This window comes from Proteus appendicitidis, from assembly GCF_030271835.1.
Taxonomy (GTDB): domain Bacteria; phylum Pseudomonadota; class Gammaproteobacteria; order Enterobacterales; family Enterobacteriaceae; genus Proteus; species Proteus appendicitidis.
Window position 1 is genome coordinate 3056412 of record NZ_CP127389.1, and the last position, 17993, is coordinate 3074404.

Genomic DNA, 17993 nt, shown 5'->3' on the forward strand with positions numbered 1-17993 from the left:
AATCACGGATGAAAATATACCGCCCCCTCTGGAGTGATGGGGCCTTTTTGGCTCCTCAGCAATTCCAACAACAAGCAAGATGGGACAGCTATCTCATTAGTACCATCGCCAATATGACGATTGCATCAACATGGGGCGTAATTTGTGCTGAATTTGATGAAAGTGCCTTAACGATTTCACGTCTTAGCGCACAAAAATTAATTGTGCGTTTTCCTGATGGAACCCTGATCGATACAACACTGGCTGATAATCTACCGCCTGTTAATGAACTCAGCCATTATTCCCAACATCAAACACTTGATATCGTATTAGCTCTACCTTTATTGCAAGCCAATGGTGGCAATCTAATGCAAGAAGGTCGTTCTGATAGACCACAACAGTTCTATCAAGAGTGGATGAAAGTACAAGATTTAATTGGTCAAGAACAAACGGATATCGCTGTGTTAAGACACAGTATTACTTTGCGTTATGCCCATGAAGAAAACAGCGCCTATATGACTTGCCCTGTTGCTAGATTAATTCGTAACACTCAAGGCGCATGGGAGCTAGATAAACACTTTATTCCACCATTACTCAGCTGTAATGCAAGCGCTGAATTAACGACATTATTCTCAGAATTCATGCATCGCTTAGTCGCAAAACGTCGCCGCTTAATGACGATGCGCCGCGAAAATAATGAGCAAATGGCTGATTTTGCTGTTGCTGATGTCTCGCTCTTTTGGCTACTAAATGCAATTAACAGTGCGGAACCTGTATTAAGTGAATTACTATCATCAATGGGGCGTCACCCGGAGCTTCTTTATCGTGAATTAGTGCGTTTAGCGGGGGCGCTACTAACATTTTCACTTGATCATGAAAATGGCGATATTCCACTTTATCAACATTCATCCCCTGAACAGGTTTTTCCACCTTTATTTGGCTTACTTAATACCCTGTTAGAAGCGAGTTTACCTTCACGCGTAATTAGCATTGCTCTCGATAAAGAAGGGCCGTTCTGGCGTGGTGAGTTGCATGATCCTCGCCTACGCGAAGATGCTGATTTCTATCTTTCAGTGCGTTCTGCATTACCAGCACATTTGTTGATCACTCAATTTCCATTACTTTGTAAAGCAGGTAGTAATGACGATGTTGCGAGTGTCGTTAATGTCGCACTTAACGGTATTCCATTACAACCTTTAACACATGTTCCTGCCGCTATCCCTCTGCGTTTAGAAAATCACTATTTTGCTCTTGAACTCAATAATCCTGCTGCTCAAGCCATGCTCTCTTCAGGTCACTGTGCTTTTTATGTGCCCGGAACATTAGGTGAAATTCAACTCGAACTTTTTGCGGTACTTCGCTCATGATAACGAATACAAGAACAGCTAAAAATAACATGATTGATATGCTTTTTGCTGATACTTGGTTAATGGTATGTCAGCTACGCCAAGGTGCTGAAATTACTGATGGAAAAGCCTTCTATAAGCGTGTCTGTGAACATATTGATAAGACACACCAACACCTCACAGAAAAAGGTTATTCCCAATCAGCCATCGAAAACATGCTTTATGCACAATGCGCTTTAATTGATGAGAGCGTGATGAATCGTACTGAGCGTGATGATGGTTACTTACAGTGGATACAATCCCCGTTACAAGCCAAGTATTTCAATACATTAGAAGCCGGCGACAAACTATGGGATAGGTTGCGAAATCTATTAAATGAACCAGCACCCAACCACGATGTACTTATTTGTTTTCATCGTGTGATCACACTAGGCTTTGTTGGTAAATATCGCCACATCAATGCGCCTGAACGTGAACAAATTATTGAGTTACTCAATACTCAACTTCCCGCCTATGCACTATCAAGTGATTTACCTTTAGTGATGAAACCCAAGCATCGAATGAATCGCCGTCATATTTATTGGCTAGGCTGGTTTGGGGGAATTGTGGTGATTGCAATGCTGTGGTGGGGCTTTTCTGTGTCATTAGAAAATTTACTTCAACAATGGGTAATTCAAGGAAAGTGATGCAAAAAAACAGGATAAAACAGTGTATTACATTGTTTTCAGCATGCTTATTATTGTGGTTGCTTTGGGGGTTTTGGTCTTTTGGTAAAGAGATCTCCATTTTTCTGACGGCCTTTATTTGTCTGGTCACTCTCACTTTATGTGTCTGGTTTTTCCGTCAACAAAAAACTGCGCCCTACCTTCAGAATGCACTTACAAACCAGCTCCCTCCTAATAACTATCAAGGCGCTGTTATTATTGTTTGTGGTCAATCAAAAGTGCTTTTTCATGAAAATCAGACCTATCGAGAAACAGCTAAAGGTTGGTATATTTACGCCTCTTCTCCTATTGATTTGATCAACATCACTCAACATATCGTTGATATCGCCCCCTTGCAATTACGCCGATTATCACTGTTATACGCCTTATTGCCTGAACAACTATTACAACAAGAAGAAGCTGCTCAAGAAACACTTAATTGGCGTCGCGCTATTCATGAAAGCAATAAAAAAACAGGTAAAACATTACCTTTTTGGGTGACGCTTTATCTTAATTCCCCAGTTAATTATCTCAATTCACATTTTGATGACACAACACCGTGGATAACCTATTTAAATGGTCAGCAAGAGTTACTTGTTGTCTCTGATAATTTGGCAACTCATCCTATTTCAACATGGTTATCACAAAATAGAGAGCAAACCGAAAACCAACTCACCATAGCACTCTGGCTTGATCAATTACTTGCTTGGTTAAAAAGTGAATTTATTCCCCTGCTTACTGTTGCTCAATCCGGTGCTCCAAGTCTTATTCCGGCGGCTTGGGCAATTCAACTTACCACTGTTCCTACTATTTCCGATAACAGTTGGGCTAAATTTATTCACCATAAAACCACGTTATCTCCGTCTATTATCAAAACATCAAATAATAACGATGAATTACCATTGCCAGATATTGTGATTGATAAACTCACTCACGATGTCAATTTACTAAAAATAGAAACTACCTTTGGTATTGTTGGCATGATTTGTGGATTGTTTCTTATTGGTGCGCTCTCAGGTAGCTATCACCATAACAAGCAATTAATCTACGATAATAGTAATGATATCAATCACTTTAAAAGCATTAACGACGAAAATTTAGAACCTAAAAAAGTGGCTTATCAACAGTTACTTTCAGATGCAACGTTTCTCTCTCATTGGCAACGAGAAGGTACTCCTGCTCGCTATTCTTTAGCGTTATATCAAGGAAATAACATCTTACCTTATTTGCATGCCTTGCTTAGTTCATGGGCGCCCCCATTACCACCAGCGCCTATCATCGTACAAGAAGTTCCTGAAATGGTGACGTTAGATAGCCTTGCCCTCTTCGCTTCTGGTCAATACGAATTAAAAAATGAGGCCACCAAAGTGCTTGTTGATGCACTTATCAATATAAAAGCCAAACCGGGTTGGTTAATTGTTATTTCAGGGTACACCGACAACACAGGTAATCCTGATTTAAACCAAAAACTTTCTCTTAAACGAGCTGAAGCGGTACGTGATTGGATGATCAAAACCAGTGATATCGCACCCTCTTGCTTTGCCGTGCAAGGATATGGTCAGCATCAGCCTATTGCAGATAACTCAACACTCGATGGTCGAGCGAGTAATCGTCGAGTCGAAATTCGCCTAATACCTCAAGCCGATGCTTGTCAGGTATTAGCTGATGACCTTACGCCACTGAAGGATGGTGGCAACTAAACCTTAGAAAGGAGATGTAATTATGGCTATTCCTGTATACCTCTGGTTAAAAGATGACGGTAATGCAGACATCAAAGGTTCTGTAAATGTTCAAGATCGTGAAGGCAGTATCGAAGTCGTCGCTCAAGATCACAACTTATACATTCCAACAGATAACAATACTGGCAAATTAACCGGTACACGTATCCATACTCCATTTATTTTCGTAAAAGAAATTGATGCTTCTAGCCCGTATTTATACAAGGCAGTGACTACTGGGCAAACGTTGAAAAAAGCAGAATTTAAGTGGTATCGCATCGATGATGCAGGTCAAGAAGTTGAATATTTCAACACTACGCTTGAAAACGTCAAGGTAGTCAAAGTGGCTCCTAAGATGCACAACATCAAAGATCCGACGAAAGAAAAACACAATCACCTTGAAGAAGTTGAATTGCGTTATGAAAAAATAACTTGGACTTACAAAGACGGAAATATCATTCATTCAGATTCATGGAATGAACGAGCCACTGCGTAAAACCGAAATAAACAGGCGGATAACCGCCTGTTTTTAAAGTTTTTAAATTAAAACCCTATTACCTATTTACACCCTAAATAATCAAGATATAGCCAAGCTACAAATAAACGAATCACTAGGAGCATATATCAGCATGTGACTAGTGCGAGTGAGTGCAGTCAACAACGCTACAACTTAAAACTCGACGAGTAAATACTCTAAATAGTTCAAGGTGTAGCTAGGCGACAAGTGAATGAGTCACTAGGAGCATACATCAGTATATGACTAGTGCGAGTGAGTGCAGTCAACAACGCTACAACTTAAAACTCGACGAGTAAATACTCTAAATAGTTCAAGGTGTAGCTAGGCGACAAGTGAATGAGTCACTAGGAGCATACATCAGTATGTGACTAGTGCGAGTGAGTGCAGTCAACAACGCTACAACTTAAAACTCGACGAGTAAATACTCTAAATAGTTCAAGGTGTAGCTAGGCGACAAGTGAATGAGTCACTAGGAGCATACATCAGTATGTGACTAGTGCGAGTGAGTACAGTCAACAACGCTACAACTTAAAACTCAACGAGTAAATACTCTAAATAGTTCAAGGTGTAGCTAGGCGACAAGTGAATGAGTCACTAGGAGCATACATCAGTATGTGACTAGTGCGAGTGAGTACAGTCAACAACGCTACAACTTAAAACTCGACGAGTAAATACTCTAAATAGTTCAAGGTGTAGCTAGGCGACAAGTGAATGAGTCGCTAGGAGCATACATCAGTATGTGACTAGTGCGAGTGAGTGCAGTCAACAACGCTACAACTTGAAATATGACGAGTATGACCTTATGAGCCTCGGTCTATGGCTAAGGGCGGTAGCGTACCTAAATCCCCTCAATAGGGACTTCATTACTGGGAGAAAACATGGAAAATCAATCTGTCATGCTATTGCGTCGGTTAAATCCTTATTGTGCAAAAGCACTAGAAGCTGCTGCCTCATTATGCCAAACCCGTGCCCATGCAGAAGTGACTATTGAACACTGGTTATTAAAAATTTTAGAGCTTGGTGAAAGTGATATCACTGTATTGGCACGCCGCTATGAATGGGATTTAACTGCACTTTGGCAAGGCTTACTTGACGCAATTGATAAATTACCTCGCTCTATACGTAGCAGACCTCAATTATCCAAACCCTTATTAGAACTAATTAAAAATGCATGGGTAATTGCTTCTCTTGATGAAGATATAGAACAAATCCGCAGTGTACATCTCTTACACACCATGACAAAACAACCAGCATTAGTCCAACTTGATGCACTCTGGCCTTTAATGACATTGGGTGAAGCACAACTCCAACGATTAAGACCTCTACTTGATGCGCAATCCGATGAAAGACCTGAAATTCAGCAACTTGCTTCTTATAACCATTTACCTGAAAAAACAGCGCTTGCTCAAAACCATGAAGCTAACACTGCATCTTCAGCGACAGACAACGCCATTATTGGTAATACGCTAAGTGATGCCCTTCTTGCTGTATTAAATAAATTCACGCTTGATGTAACAGAAAAAGCGCGCCTTGGCGAAATTGATCCTGTATTTGGTCGAGATGACGAAATTCGCCAAATGGTCGATATACTCTCTCGTCGTCGTAAAAACAATCCTATTCTTGTTGGGGAGCCTGGTGTAGGTAAAACCGCACTTGTTGAAGGGCTTGCACTGCGTATTGCTGAAAAAAATGTTCCTCTTAGTTTACAAACTACATCATTACGCACCCTCGATTTAGGTCTATTACAAGCAGGTGCGGGTGTAAAAGGTGAATTTGAGCAACGACTAAAAAATGTTATTGATGCTGTTCAACAATCACCTACACCAATTCTACTTTTTATCGATGAAGCACATACAATTATAGGTGCAGGCAATCAAACTGGTGGGGCTGATGCTGCTAACTTATTAAAACCCGCTTTGGCTCGCGGTGAATTACGCACCATTGCAGCAACGACTTGGTCGGAATACAAACAATATTTTGAACGTGATGCTGCATTAGAGCGCCGTTTTCAAATTGTGAAAGTTGACGAGCCTGATGATGAAAAAGCCTTTCTAATGTTACGAGGATTAAAATCTCGTTATGCAAAATATCATGGCGTACACATCACTGATGATGCTGTAAAAGCTGCAGTAACTTTATCTCGTCGTTATTTAACAGGTCGCCAACTCCCTGATAAAGCAGTTGATTTACTCGATACCGCCAGTGCAAGAATTCGAATGAGTTTAGACACATTGCCTGAAGAACTCACTCACATTAAAGCCAAACGCTATGCACTTGAACTAGAACAAAAAGCAATACTTGATGACATCACTATTGGTAATTTAACTAATCAAACAAAATTATCTGATTTATCTTCTCAAGATGCGCAATTAGCCCTTCAACTTGAAACACTAGAACAGCGCTTTGAACAAGAAAAAAAGATTATCTGTCAGCTACTTGAAAGCAGACAAGATCCGCAAAATACCGCGACGTCAGCACAACTACAGCAACAACTCTCACAGTTACAACAAGAAACGCCACTTTTAAATCCAGATGTAGATATTCGTACGGTGGCAACGGTTATTGCAGATTGGACAGGCGTTCCACTTTCAAGCCTCCTTAAAGACGAACAAATTGGTCTGTTAGAACTAGAAAGTCAGTTATCAAAATATGTTGTTGGACAAGACAGTGCGCTACTCGCATTAGCACAACGTTTGCGAGCATCAAGAACAGGATTGGTTTCTGAAAATGGTCCTCAGGGCGTATTTTTATTAGTTGGTCCAAGTGGTGTAGGTAAAACAGAAACCGCTCTTGCACTGGCAGAATGTCTGTTTGGCGGTCAAAAATCGTTAATCACGATTAATATGTCTGAATATCAAGAAGCCCATACCGTCAGTCAATTAAAAGGTTCTCCTCCAGGTTATGTCGGATACGGTCAAGGTGGTGTATTAACGGAAGCAGTACGCAAACGCCCATATAGTATTGTGCTACTGGATGAAGTAGAAAAGGCACATCGAGATGTTTTAAACCTGTTTTATCAAGTGTTTGATAGAGGTTTTATGCGTGATGGTGAAGGCCGTGAAATTGATTTTCGTAACACGGTTATTTTAATGACTGCGAATTTAGGCAGTGATTACTTAATGCAACAACTGGAAGAGTCACCGCTAAGCACAGATAGCGACTTACAAGAAACGCTTCGTCCTATTTTACGTGATCATTTTCAACCGGCATTACTAGCTCGTTTCCAAACATTAATTTACCGTCCTCTTGATGCAGTGGCACTACGCATTATTGTTGAGATGAAATTAAAAAATGTCATTAAGCGACTTTATACCCATTATCGATTAACGGCTATTGTCGAAGAAACTCTCTATGACACCATTGTAGATGCCTGTTTATTACCTGACTCCGGAGCGCGAAATATCGATAGCCTACTTAATCAACAAATCCTGCCTATATTGAGTCAACAGTTACTATTACGCCAAGCCAGTGCAGAGAAATCACAGTATGTTATTTTAGGTTTTAATGAAGAAGAAGAAGGTATTACGTTGAGTTTTAGTGATGTGTTGCCAACAAAAAAGCAGGTATTAGATAAACAACAGGAGATTAAAGAATGAGCATCATTGATCTCGTAAAAAACACACTGATTGGACAAAATCGCTATCACCTTAATGTACAAGGTTGTGATAATTTATTTGATGTCGAACATTTCACGGGCCGTGAAGCAATTAGCGATACCTATCATTATCAAATTACCTTTACCTGCCAAGCGCCAGATTTACAACCACAACAACTGCTGCGTCGTAGTGCAACATTATCCTTTACACCGCCCATCAATAGCATGATGGATTTAATCGACCAAGAGCCTATCACCAAGCAAGTTCATGGTGTTGTCACACAATTTCGTCGTCTATCTGGATCTGTCGATGAAGCCCGTTATCAATTAGTCATTGAACCCGTATTTGCCTTATTACATCATCAAATTCGCTCTCATCGCTTTTTCCTTAATCAGTCAGTCCCTGATGTAGTCAGCCAGATTTTACGTGAGCATAATTTTAAAGATTGGGAGTTTGAATTTACACTGAAAAATGAATATCCCAAACGGGAACAAATCAACCAATATAATGAAAGTGACCGCCAATTTATTGAACGACTATTAAGCGAAGTCGGTATTTTTTATTCGTTCTATTTGCAAGATCAAACACAAACCGAAGTTATTCGTTTTGCCGATCGCCAAAGTGCTTATACCTTTGATAAAACACTGCCTTTAAATAGCCCATCAGGCATGAATGATAATCACCAAGAAAGTGTGTGGGGATTATCATTGCATCATCAAGTGGTTGAACAAAATGTCTTAACCAAGGACTACAATCATCGACAAGCACAAGATACCTTGATTTCAGCAGTAACGGATATGACGCGTGGTGAAGGGGATGAAATCCATTATGGTGAAGTTTATCATTACCAAGCAAGACATCTTACTCGTGGTGATAAACTCACACCTGAAGCAGAAACCGCCAATTTTTGGGCGCGCCTTGATCATGAGCGTTTTTTAACTCGTCAAACGCGCTTAAAAGGTGAGAGTAATGCAGATTTTCTCTCTCCATTACAAGTACTGACCATTACTGATAATGCCATTACTTCATCACTTCCTTCTGTATTTCAATCACCGATTTTAATCACTCGCTTACGCTTTAGTGGTGGTCGAGAAAAAGCGCTACAAGTGCGTTTTAATGCCGTACCTTACAGTGAAACCCTTTGCTGGCGACCTGCTGTTAAGCCTCGTCCTATTATCACAGGCACACTCACCGCACGTATTACCAGTGCTAAAGATAACGATATTTATGCGCATCAAAATGAAGACGGTTTTTATTGGGTAAAATTTGATGCCGACCGTGACGAAAAACTGATGGGTTATGAGAGCATGCCAGTGCGCTTGGCAAAACCTTATGCGGGTGACACTTATGGAATACACTTTCCATTCATTCAAGGTACTGAGGTCGCCATTGCTTTTCATGAAGGCGATCCGGACAGACCTTATATCGCCCATGCACTTCATGATTCGCGTCATCCCGATCATATCACTGACAGAAATAACACACGTAACGTTATTCGTACTCCGGCAAATAATAAACTGCGAATGGAAGATAAGCGTGGGGAAGAACATATCAAAATCAGCACAGAATACGGGGGAAAATCTCAATTAAATTTAGGTCATATTGTCGATGCTAACCGTGAGAAACGTGGTGAAGGTTTTGAGTTGCGTACTGATAGTTGGGGGGCGATAAGAGCAGGTAAAGGATTATTTATTAGTGCAGATAATCAAGCAAGAGCAGATGGTGAAGTGCTGGCGATGGAGGAGGCTCAGTCACAACTCACTGCTGCATTAATAGAAATGCAAACCTTAACTCAAAGTGCAGAACACGCCAGCGCTCTCGCTTCTAATATTCAACAACAGCAAGAAAGCTTAGAAAAAAAACTAATCCAATTAAAAAAATCGGTGCTATTAGCCAGCGCACCTGACGGAATTGCACTCACTAGTGGTAATAATTTACAACTTTCTGCTGAACAGAACCTAACACTAACCGCAAGCCAACAAGTCGATATTGGTGCATTTAAAAAATTCACTTTAGCAGCCGGTGAAATGATGAGTTTTTTTTCCAGAATGGGGGCTAAAATTTTCGCTAAAACAGGCGATATAGAAATTCAAGCACAAGATGGTCGTCTATCAACATGGTCTACACAAGATTCAATCATAAGTAGTGGTAAAAAGATGGTGTTATCAGCTCAAGAAGAATTACTTTTATCTTGTGGTGGCGGATATATACGAATTAAAGATGGCGATGTAGAAATTGGAGGACCAGGAAAGCTATTAATTAAAAACAATGGCATTCAAAAATTAGGCCCACAAAGTGTAGAAAGTGCCATGAAATCTTTTTCACCAGAAGAATTTAGTGAATGGTTCATTATTAAAAATCCGCTTTCAGGAGAGCCTATTGCTAATCAGCGTTATCAAATTACATTACCTAGTGGTGAAATTATAAAAGGCATTTCTGACTCCGAAGGTAAAACAACTCGAGTCAATTCTAATGCAATAAACGATATTCTAATTAAATTATTGCCTTACGAAGAAAATAAATAATGAGATACAAATTATCGTATTTTTTTATTTTACTTTTATCTATATCGACACTTTCGGGCTGTTTATCATTAAAAGAAAAAGCCGCAATTAAAGCAGAACAAGATAAAATTGAACAGCAACGTCAATTAGCCGAATTGCGGAAAACCTTTAAACCGCCGGTGGTTATTTACCGCATTGACGACCATCGCTTTTTTACCCTTGAAGAATTTAATGAAAAACGCGAAGGCTATACATTTTATAACAACACACAAACTCAGGCTCACTTTAAAGTGTATAACAGTTCAGCATGTAATTTTCACGGCCGTTTAATTTGGGCTGCCACACAGGATGACTATATTGCTTTTCCAGCGACCTCCAGCAATTGGTATGGCTGCGCAGGACGGCGCGATAGCTGCCAAAGCTCGATTTTGCTCTACTTTAAAGGAGAATTAGTTCCACTTATTGCACCAATGGGTAGTAAAACACTTAATCCCGTTAATGAAGCAAGAAAATTTACCCTTGTAGTCACTGATACCCATTATTATATAGGTAGAAGTCATAGTAGTTCTCCACAAGAAGATCCTTTAACCAATTTATATTGGAAAAAAGAGCCTTATCCCACCCTTGAAGAAGTGAAACATCGAACATGGAAACCTCATACATTAGAAGCCCCTTCCTATGAAATAAAAACCCCATCAGGACAAACTCAATTTGATTGCAGTGATCCCTCTATTTCCCCGATGTCAAAGTTAGGGGATTACGGGCAAGATTATAAAATTAATAAATAATATTTATCACCATGGCAAAATAAAATACCACCATGCAAATAAGGATAATTATGTTATTACTTCGAATAAAATGGCCCACGCTTTTAATATTTAGCATCACCCTATTAACCGGTTGTTTATCATTAAAAGAAAAAGCCGCAATTAAAGCAGAACAAGATAAAATTGAACAACAACGTCAATTAGCGGAATTACGAAAAACCTTTAAACCGCCCGTGGTTATTTACCGCATTGACGACCATCGCTTTTTTACCCTTGAAGAATTTAATGAAAAACGTGAGGGCTATACGTTTTATAACAACACGCAAACGCAAGCCCATTTCAAGGTGTATAACAGTTCAGCATGTAATTTTCACGGCCGTTTAATTTGGGCAGCCACACAAGATGACTATATTGCTTTTCCTGCTACATCCAGTAATTGGCATGGCTGTGCCGGTCGGCGTGATGCCTGCCAAAGCTCAATTCTACAGTACTTTAAAGGGAAATTCATGCCTGTAGTTATGCCTTTGGGCAATAAAACACTCAACCCAGTGAAAGAGACTGAATATTTCACTCTTGTGGTAACAGATAATCACTTTTATATAGGAAAAGGCTATACTCCTCCTCCTAAAAAAGAACCATTAAGCGACTTATATTGGGAAAAATACTCTTATGATACAAATGAAGATATAAAAAATAGAATATCAAAGCCTTATACGTTAGAAGCCCCTTCCTATGAAATAAAAACCCCATCAGGACAAACTCAATTTGATTGCAGTGATCCCTCTATTTCTCCGATGTCAAAGTTAGGGGATTACGGGCAAGATTATAAAATTAATAAATAATATTTATCACCATGGCGAAATAAAATGTCACCATGCAAATAAGGATAATTATGTTATTACTTCGAATAAAATGGCCCACGCTTTTAATATTTAGCATCACCCTATTAACCGGTTGTTTATCATTAAAAGAAAAAGCCGCAATTAAAGCAGAACAAGATAAAATTGAACAGCAACGCCAATTAGCCGAATTGCGGAAAACCTTTAAACCGCCCGTGGTTATTTACCGCATTGACGACCATCGCTTTTTTACTCTTGAAGAATTTAATGAAAAACGTGAGGGCTATACGTTTTATAACAACACGCAAACTCAAGCCCATTTTAAGGTGTATAACGGTTCAGCATGTAATTTTCATGGCCGTTTAATTTGGGCAGCACAATCTGATGAGTATATTGCTTTTCCCGCTGTTGATAGTAATTGGGAAGGCTGTGCAGGACGTCGAGATGCCTGCCAAAGCTCGATTTTGCTCTACTTTAAAGGAGAATTAGTTCCACTTGTTGCGCCACTTGGAAATAAAACACTTAATCCTGTGCATGAAACCACTTATTTTACTATTGCGGTAACAGATACCCATTATTACATAGGGGAAAGTTTTAATCCCTCTCCCCGAGAAGTACCATTAAATATTTCATATTGGAAAAAAGAGCCTTATCCCACCCTTGAAGAAGTGAAACATCGAACATGGAAACCTCATACATTAGAAGCTCCTAATCCAGAAATAAAAACCCAATCAGGACAAACTCAATTTGATTGCAGTGATCCCTCTATTTCCCCGATGTCAAAGTTAGGTGACTATGGCGTGGATTATAGAATTAAAAAATAGCGTTATTTAAACACTCCCTTCCCTATTCTATTTAAAAGATAAACGTGATGAACCAAGATAAGACAAAAACAACCCGGTGGTTAAAACCCAAAGAGCACCTTGATGGTACTCAAGAGTGGAAATCAAGTACTCATGCTTCTGATATCGGTGGCGAAATTCATGTTAAACCTCATTTACCCGGTATTATTATTTTTGTTCATGGAGTTAATTCTGAAGGGGAATGGTATGAAGATGCTGAAAAATTTTTATGTGAAGGGCTAAATAAACGTTTAAATCTCCCTAAAAAATTTAAATTAAAAGCTAATGAATATTATATAAATAGATTTTACCCTGATAAAATAGATATTGAAAATAGTCGCTATAATATTGAGCACAATTCACACGAAATAAAAAATTTACATAATTCCCCCATTATTCGTTTTTATTGGGGATACCGCGCTAAGGATAATGAAATAGGGAAATATAATATCCCATTAAAAAATAAAAAAGGGGATAGCTACCTTCGATTAAAAAAAAATATTATAACAAAACCAGATGATGATAAAAATTCAGAAGAAGATAATTTTATAAAAAAAAGTTATCAAGAATATTCCGCTTTATCTGTACCCAAATCAGATCATTATGACCCATACTTCCCACTAACTAGCGCTAAAGAAAAAAGTTTATTTATTTCTCAAAAATTGTCTCAAAGATATGGTCCTTTCTATTGGAATGGTGGTCCTTTTCAAAATGGGACTAATCAGTTATTCAGTTTATGGAGCGAATACGGTTTCTCTGGGAGTGTAGCTGCTTTTATTGATTTGCAATGGTTTAATCCTGAATCAGATCGATTATTAACAGACAGTCCTCCACGCAATTACTATGCTCATGCCGTAGAAAGACTGTCGAAATTGATCGCGATGATCCGAGAGTATAATTCTCACGATACTATCAGTGTGATTTCCCATAGCCAAGGCACTATGATTGCCTTAGCTGCAGCTGCAATTAATCCACCTGATGCATTGTTTGTTTTAAACTCGCCTTATGCTTTGCATAACTACACTTTAAATGCCGTCTCTTATCCTCTTAGTGAACAAATTAGTGCAGAACAACGAGAAGCGACTCTTCAGGCCATTATTAATAAAGTGGCTGAAAATAAGGATAAGCTTAAAAATCATCCCTGTGGGTATAAAGGCCTTGTTGTGGGGCTAAATGAGGAGGGAAAAAGTTGGTCACCTAAAGATAAAATTCGAAAAGTAAATGATAACAATGCGCCCTCACAAGGCTGCTCACTTAAATTAACCGAAAATGATTTTATTCAAGAAAGAGATAACCATGGAAGAACCTATATTTATTGTAATCCGCATGATCGTGTAATGGGCGCAGATCCCCTTCGTAGTATTGGCTGGAACGGTATTCCTAATGTATTTGATTGCAAAACAAAACAATATTCTTTCTCACCATTTTTTACTAGCCAAGAAGAATGTACGTTATATGTCCGTATATTAGGAAGAAACATGCCTTGTGGAGGCCCTCCAGATTCACCAACTGATGCCAATAAAAGTACTATTTTTTGTGATGACAAAAGCCAATATTGTGATGGTACCTCTTTTTGGGAAAATAATACTAAACCCACGCATTATATGACATGGCCTAAACCTGATAAAAATACCAAAATTTATATTAATGGCCCCGAAGTACCTAATCCCATCCAAAGCAATGAAATGCTAGAGTTTGATGAAACTTACACAAATGGTATTACGGATTTTAAAGCCGCAAGAAACAATAAAGGCCTCTATGGATATGGATTTGGTCAAGTTGACCCTATTGAAAATAAACCCATTGATGCTGACTATTATTATTTAATTGATTTTTATGATTATGATCGGATCCAAGTACCTTTAACTGATGAAGAGAAAAAAGCACGTCGCAATGATCCTAATCTTCATGCAAGTGAAAAAAATGAGACTCATCGATTTGAAACACTAAAAGAGAGTCGTGACCGGTTTCGTACTTATATACAACGTGGCACTGACCATAGTTCATTACCTAAAGATAAAAATTTCTTAAAACGTGTTGTCGCTTATGATTTACCGATTGGTTATTGTGAAATAGGTAAATCTCCAGAAAAAATGAATGAATTAAGAAAGTTTGCTGATTGGCAGAGTGGTTTAGATGATTATATGGAAAGTGGAAAATTAATTCCTTTCGATATGCCTGATATTATAAAAAACCCTTTAAATAAAAAATAATTCCCACTTAAATTAAAGACCTGAAATAAGCTAATAATTAATAAGGATAAGCCATGTTAATTAATTTATTTAAATTACCTTTTATTTTTATTATTAGCGCCACCTTACTTTCTGGCTGTTTATCATTAAAAGAAAAAGCCACTATAAAAATGCTAGAAGATGATTTAGTTCATCTACATTCAATTCTAGAAGAAGCTAAAAATCTAGCACCACCTAGTATTATTTATCGTATTGATGAACATCGTTTTTTTACACTAGAACAATATAACCAAAAACGAGGAGGAATGACTTACTACAACAATACACAAAAAGGTATTCATCAAAAAATTCTGGACTCGTCAGCTTGCCGCTATAAAGGCCGATTAATTTGGTCAACTGATAGAGACGATGCTTTCGCTTTTCCTTCTGTATTGAGTAGCCGATATAGTCAATGCGTTGGAACAAAATATGGATGTATCAATGTTATTTTAATCACATTAAATGGAGGGAAAAAATTCGCTCCTACAAATGCCGGTTTTGGTATTACAACTTATGATCCTGAATATTATTCAGCTAATTTTGATATTATTGTCACATCAGATGGCTTTTATTTAGGAAAATCTTCTTATAGACAGCAAAATGATGAACTTGATTCCCCTTGGTGGCGTAAATTCTATTTTGATCCTTCCGACTCTAATTATATTCATGATGATGTAGGCGATAAGGAAACGCCTCCCATTACTTTAAAAACACCTTCTGAGCAAACTCGTTTTGATTGTAGTGATCCAGCTATTTATCCTATTTCAAAATAAAGGAAAATTTTATGAATAATGGTGATAACAAAGAGACTACTCGTTGGTTAAAAGAAAAAATGTGTATTGATGGTTCTTATTATTGGCAATCTTGTACAAATGCAACAAATATCGGTGGAGAAATACATGTAAAACCTAATTTACCTGGGATAATTATTCTTGTTCATGGTGTTCATTCAGAAGGGGAATGGTATTCTACGGCAGAAGAAAATATATGTAATGGATTAAATGAAAGATTAAACTTAACCAATACACCGTATAAACTAACAGCTAATAAGTATTATCAACCTACTTTTGTAGTAGATGAAAATAACCTTGATGATAGCCATTATATCTATAAAAAACCTATAAGAGAGTTAATTGAATTAGGAAACTCCCCTATTATACGTTTTCATTGGGGATATCGTTCAGATGATAATAAATGGGATGATTATAAAATACCTTTAAAAAATATAGCGGGCGAAAGTTATCATCAATTAAAAAACGCAATAGTTAACCCAGAATATAGCTCTACCGATCAAAATAAATGGACATTAGAAGATAAAGAAAAATATCGTATTGCTGAAGAATATCAATCACTCTCATTCAAAAAACGTAAAATATTTATTTATGAAAAATTAAAAGATAAAGGTCCATTTTTATGGGAAGGTGGTCCATTCCAAAATGGTTGTAATCACCTTAAAAGTTTATGGAGTGAATATGGCTTTAGTAGCTGGCCTAAGCTATGGGCAACAATTCCTTTTCCTGCTCCATTTCCTATACCAGTTAATGTTCAAGCATTTAACCCTGAAACAGATACTTTACTTACTTCTTCGCCATCTCGACAATATTTTGCTCATGCAGCAGGACGACTCGCTAAGTTAATAGCACAAATAAGAAAAAATAATAAAGATGACACCGTCACTGTAGTTTCTCATAGTCAAGGCACTATGATTGCCCTAGCCGCTAGCGCAATTGAAGCTCCAGATGCATTATTTGTATTAAACTCACCTTATGCCATAGAAGATAAACTATTAAATACGTTCTCCTATCCTTTAAGTGAAAACATTGATAAGGGTACAAGAATAGCAACGTTAAAAAAGATCATTGATAAAATTGCAAAAAATAAAAACAAACTCAAAAATAATAAAAATAATTTAATTGTTGGATTAACTGAACAAAGAAAAAATTGGACTCCTTTTAATACAGAGATAAGTAGAAAAATAAACGTAGAAACACCATCAAAAAAAATTAATAGTATAAAAATAGAGAATGGTGGCACAGTCCAAGAAAGAGATAATCATGGAAATACTTATATTTATTGTAATCCTCATGATAGAGTCATGGGCTCATCTCCATTAGGCTCAATTGGTTGGAGTGCTATTCCTAATATTACACAATATGGCCAAACACAACCTCATCCTATATTTTCATCTTGTGATACTCTTTTTGTTCGCATGCTAGCACGTAATACACCTTGTGGAGAAAAACCCGACCCCCAAAATGGTACTTTTACTGTATTTACAGATAAAAATGGGAGGTTTAGAGATGGCTATCCATTTTGGGATAATAAAACAGCCATAATAGATGGTTTTGTATGGCCTGAACCTGAAAGAAATATGTTTCTAAATATTAATGCACCTGAAGTTCCTACTCCTATAAAGGATTATGAGCAAAGAGATTTCGATGTTGGTTTTTTAGATAGTGATGAGCCACCTAAAAAGTTTGGGGGTCTTATATATAAAGATAATCAATATCAGCCTGTCACTAGAGAATATTATTATCTAAAATATTTATACTCTTATGAGAATCGGATCTTAGTTGAATTAACCGATAAAGAAAAAAATCAATTAAGGAAAGACCCACTAGCTACATCCTATGAGAAAAATGTATCAAAAAGATATGAAACCATGGATGAAATGAGAATACGAATAAGAGATTATATTTGTCGCCCTAATGATCACGGTACTCTACCTCTAAATGTTCATTTACTACATCGAATCTTAGCCTTTGATTTACCTATTGGGCATTGTTCCCAAGCTAATAATCCTGAAATGATGGCTGAATTACGTCGCCAAGCAGACTGGTTGAGTAATGGTGGTGATGAATATGTAAAAATAGGAAAATTAGATCTTCCTAAAATGCCAGAAGAAATATCCAATCCCGGTTGATCAAAAAATTAATAATTTATCTAGAGA

12 protein-coding genes are annotated in these 17993 nt (G+C 37.7%); all 12 read left to right on the forward strand.

Going from position 1 to position 17993, the window contains the following annotated elements; genetic code table 11:
* The first annotated feature begins 8 nt into the window (after positions 1-8).
* The 12 genes from tssK (at position 9) to QQS39_RS14275 (ending at position 17966) form a co-directional block, all read left to right on the forward strand.
* Positions 9-1346: a type VI secretion system baseplate subunit TssK gene (tssK, locus tag QQS39_RS14220; protein ID WP_151435812.1), complete on the forward strand. Its 1338-nt coding sequence runs from the start codon at positions 9-11 to the stop codon at positions 1344-1346.
* A complete protein-coding gene (gene tssL, locus QQS39_RS14225; protein WP_151435813.1) occupies positions 1343-2011 on the forward strand; it encodes a type VI secretion system protein TssL, short form in 669 nt (222 codons plus the stop codon). The genes tssK and tssL overlap by 4 nt, the downstream gene beginning before the upstream one ends.
* Positions 2011-3729, forward strand: coding sequence for an OmpA family protein (locus tag QQS39_RS14230; RefSeq protein WP_285804762.1), 1719 nt, complete (start codon positions 2011-2013; stop codon positions 3727-3729). The genes tssL and QQS39_RS14230 overlap by 1 nt, the downstream gene beginning before the upstream one ends.
* A 22-nt stretch (positions 3730-3751) precedes the next feature.
* Positions 3752-4243: an Hcp family type VI secretion system effector gene (locus QQS39_RS14235; RefSeq protein WP_023583757.1), complete on the forward strand. Its 492-nt coding sequence runs from the start codon at positions 3752-3754 to the stop codon at positions 4241-4243.
* A gap of 899 nt (positions 4244-5142) precedes the next feature.
* Entirely contained in the window at positions 5143-7860 is a 2718-nt protein-coding gene (gene tssH / locus QQS39_RS14240) for a type VI secretion system ATPase TssH (protein WP_285804763.1), read from the forward strand.
* Positions 7857-10385: a type VI secretion system Vgr family protein gene (locus tag QQS39_RS14245; RefSeq protein WP_285804764.1), complete on the forward strand. Its 2529-nt coding sequence runs from the start codon at positions 7857-7859 to the stop codon at positions 10383-10385. Before tssH ends, QQS39_RS14245 begins: the two co-directional genes overlap by 4 nt.
* Positions 10385-11152: a T6SS immunity protein Tli3 family protein gene (locus QQS39_RS14250; protein ID WP_285804765.1), complete on the forward strand. Its 768-nt coding sequence runs from the start codon at positions 10385-10387 to the stop codon at positions 11150-11152. The genes QQS39_RS14245 and QQS39_RS14250 overlap by 1 nt, the downstream gene beginning before the upstream one ends.
* 50 nt (positions 11153-11202) lie before the next feature.
* Positions 11203-11973, forward strand: coding sequence for a T6SS immunity protein Tli3 family protein (locus tag QQS39_RS14255; RefSeq protein ID WP_151435818.1), 771 nt, complete (start codon positions 11203-11205; stop codon positions 11971-11973).
* A gap of 50 nt (positions 11974-12023) precedes the next feature.
* Positions 12024-12794 (forward strand): T6SS immunity protein Tli3 family protein, encoded by a 771-nt coding sequence (locus QQS39_RS14260; protein ID WP_285804766.1) that lies wholly within the window; start codon positions 12024-12026, stop codon positions 12792-12794.
* A 47-nt stretch (positions 12795-12841) separates the two neighbouring features.
* Positions 12842-15025 carry a T6SS effector phospholipase Tle3 domain-containing protein gene (locus tag QQS39_RS14265; protein WP_285804767.1) on the forward strand — a complete coding sequence of 728 codons (2184 nt, stop codon included), beginning with the start codon at positions 12842-12844 and terminating at the stop codon, positions 15023-15025.
* A gap of 53 nt (positions 15026-15078) precedes the next feature.
* Positions 15079-15816, forward strand: a complete 738-nt coding sequence (locus QQS39_RS14270) for a T6SS immunity protein Tli3 family protein (protein ID WP_285804768.1) — start codon at positions 15079-15081, stop codon at positions 15814-15816.
* Between the two features lie 11 nt (positions 15817-15827).
* Entirely contained in the window at positions 15828-17966 is a 2139-nt protein-coding gene (locus tag QQS39_RS14275) for a T6SS effector phospholipase Tle3 domain-containing protein (protein ID WP_285804769.1), read from the forward strand.
* The last annotated feature ends 27 nt before the right edge of the window (positions 17967-17993 follow it).

Bases quoted from the DNA above. Each gene is read 5' to 3' on its own strand.
- QQS39_RS14260 (WP_285804766.1), top strand. From the start codon at position 12,024: ATGTTATTACTTCGAATAAAATGGCCCACGCTTTTAATATTTAGCATC.
- QQS39_RS14255 (WP_151435818.1), top strand. From the start codon at position 11,203: ATGTTATTACTTCGAATAAAATGGCCCACGCTTTTAATATTTAGCATC.
- QQS39_RS14250 (WP_285804765.1), top strand. From the start codon at position 10,385: ATGAGATACAAATTATCGTATTTTTTTATTTTACTTTTATCTATATCG.
- QQS39_RS14235 (WP_023583757.1), top strand. From the start codon at position 3,752: ATGGCTATTCCTGTATACCTCTGGTTAAAAGATGACGGTAATGCAGAC.
- tssK (WP_151435812.1), top strand. From the start codon at position 9: ATGAAAATATACCGCCCCCTCTGGAGTGATGGGGCCTTTTTGGCTCCT.
- QQS39_RS14275 (WP_285804769.1), top strand. From the start codon at position 15,828: ATGAATAATGGTGATAACAAAGAGACTACTCGTTGGTTAAAAGAAAAA.
- tssL (WP_151435813.1), top strand. From the start codon at position 1,343: ATGATAACGAATACAAGAACAGCTAAAAATAACATGATTGATATGCTT.
- QQS39_RS14245 (WP_285804764.1), top strand. From the start codon at position 7,857: ATGAGCATCATTGATCTCGTAAAAAACACACTGATTGGACAAAATCGC.
- QQS39_RS14270 (WP_285804768.1), top strand. From the start codon at position 15,079: ATGTTAATTAATTTATTTAAATTACCTTTTATTTTTATTATTAGCGCC.
- tssH (WP_285804763.1), top strand. From the start codon at position 5,143: ATGGAAAATCAATCTGTCATGCTATTGCGTCGGTTAAATCCTTATTGT.
- QQS39_RS14230 (WP_285804762.1), top strand. From the start codon at position 2,011: ATGCAAAAAAACAGGATAAAACAGTGTATTACATTGTTTTCAGCATGC.
- QQS39_RS14265 (WP_285804767.1), top strand. From the start codon at position 12,842: ATGAACCAAGATAAGACAAAAACAACCCGGTGGTTAAAACCCAAAGAG.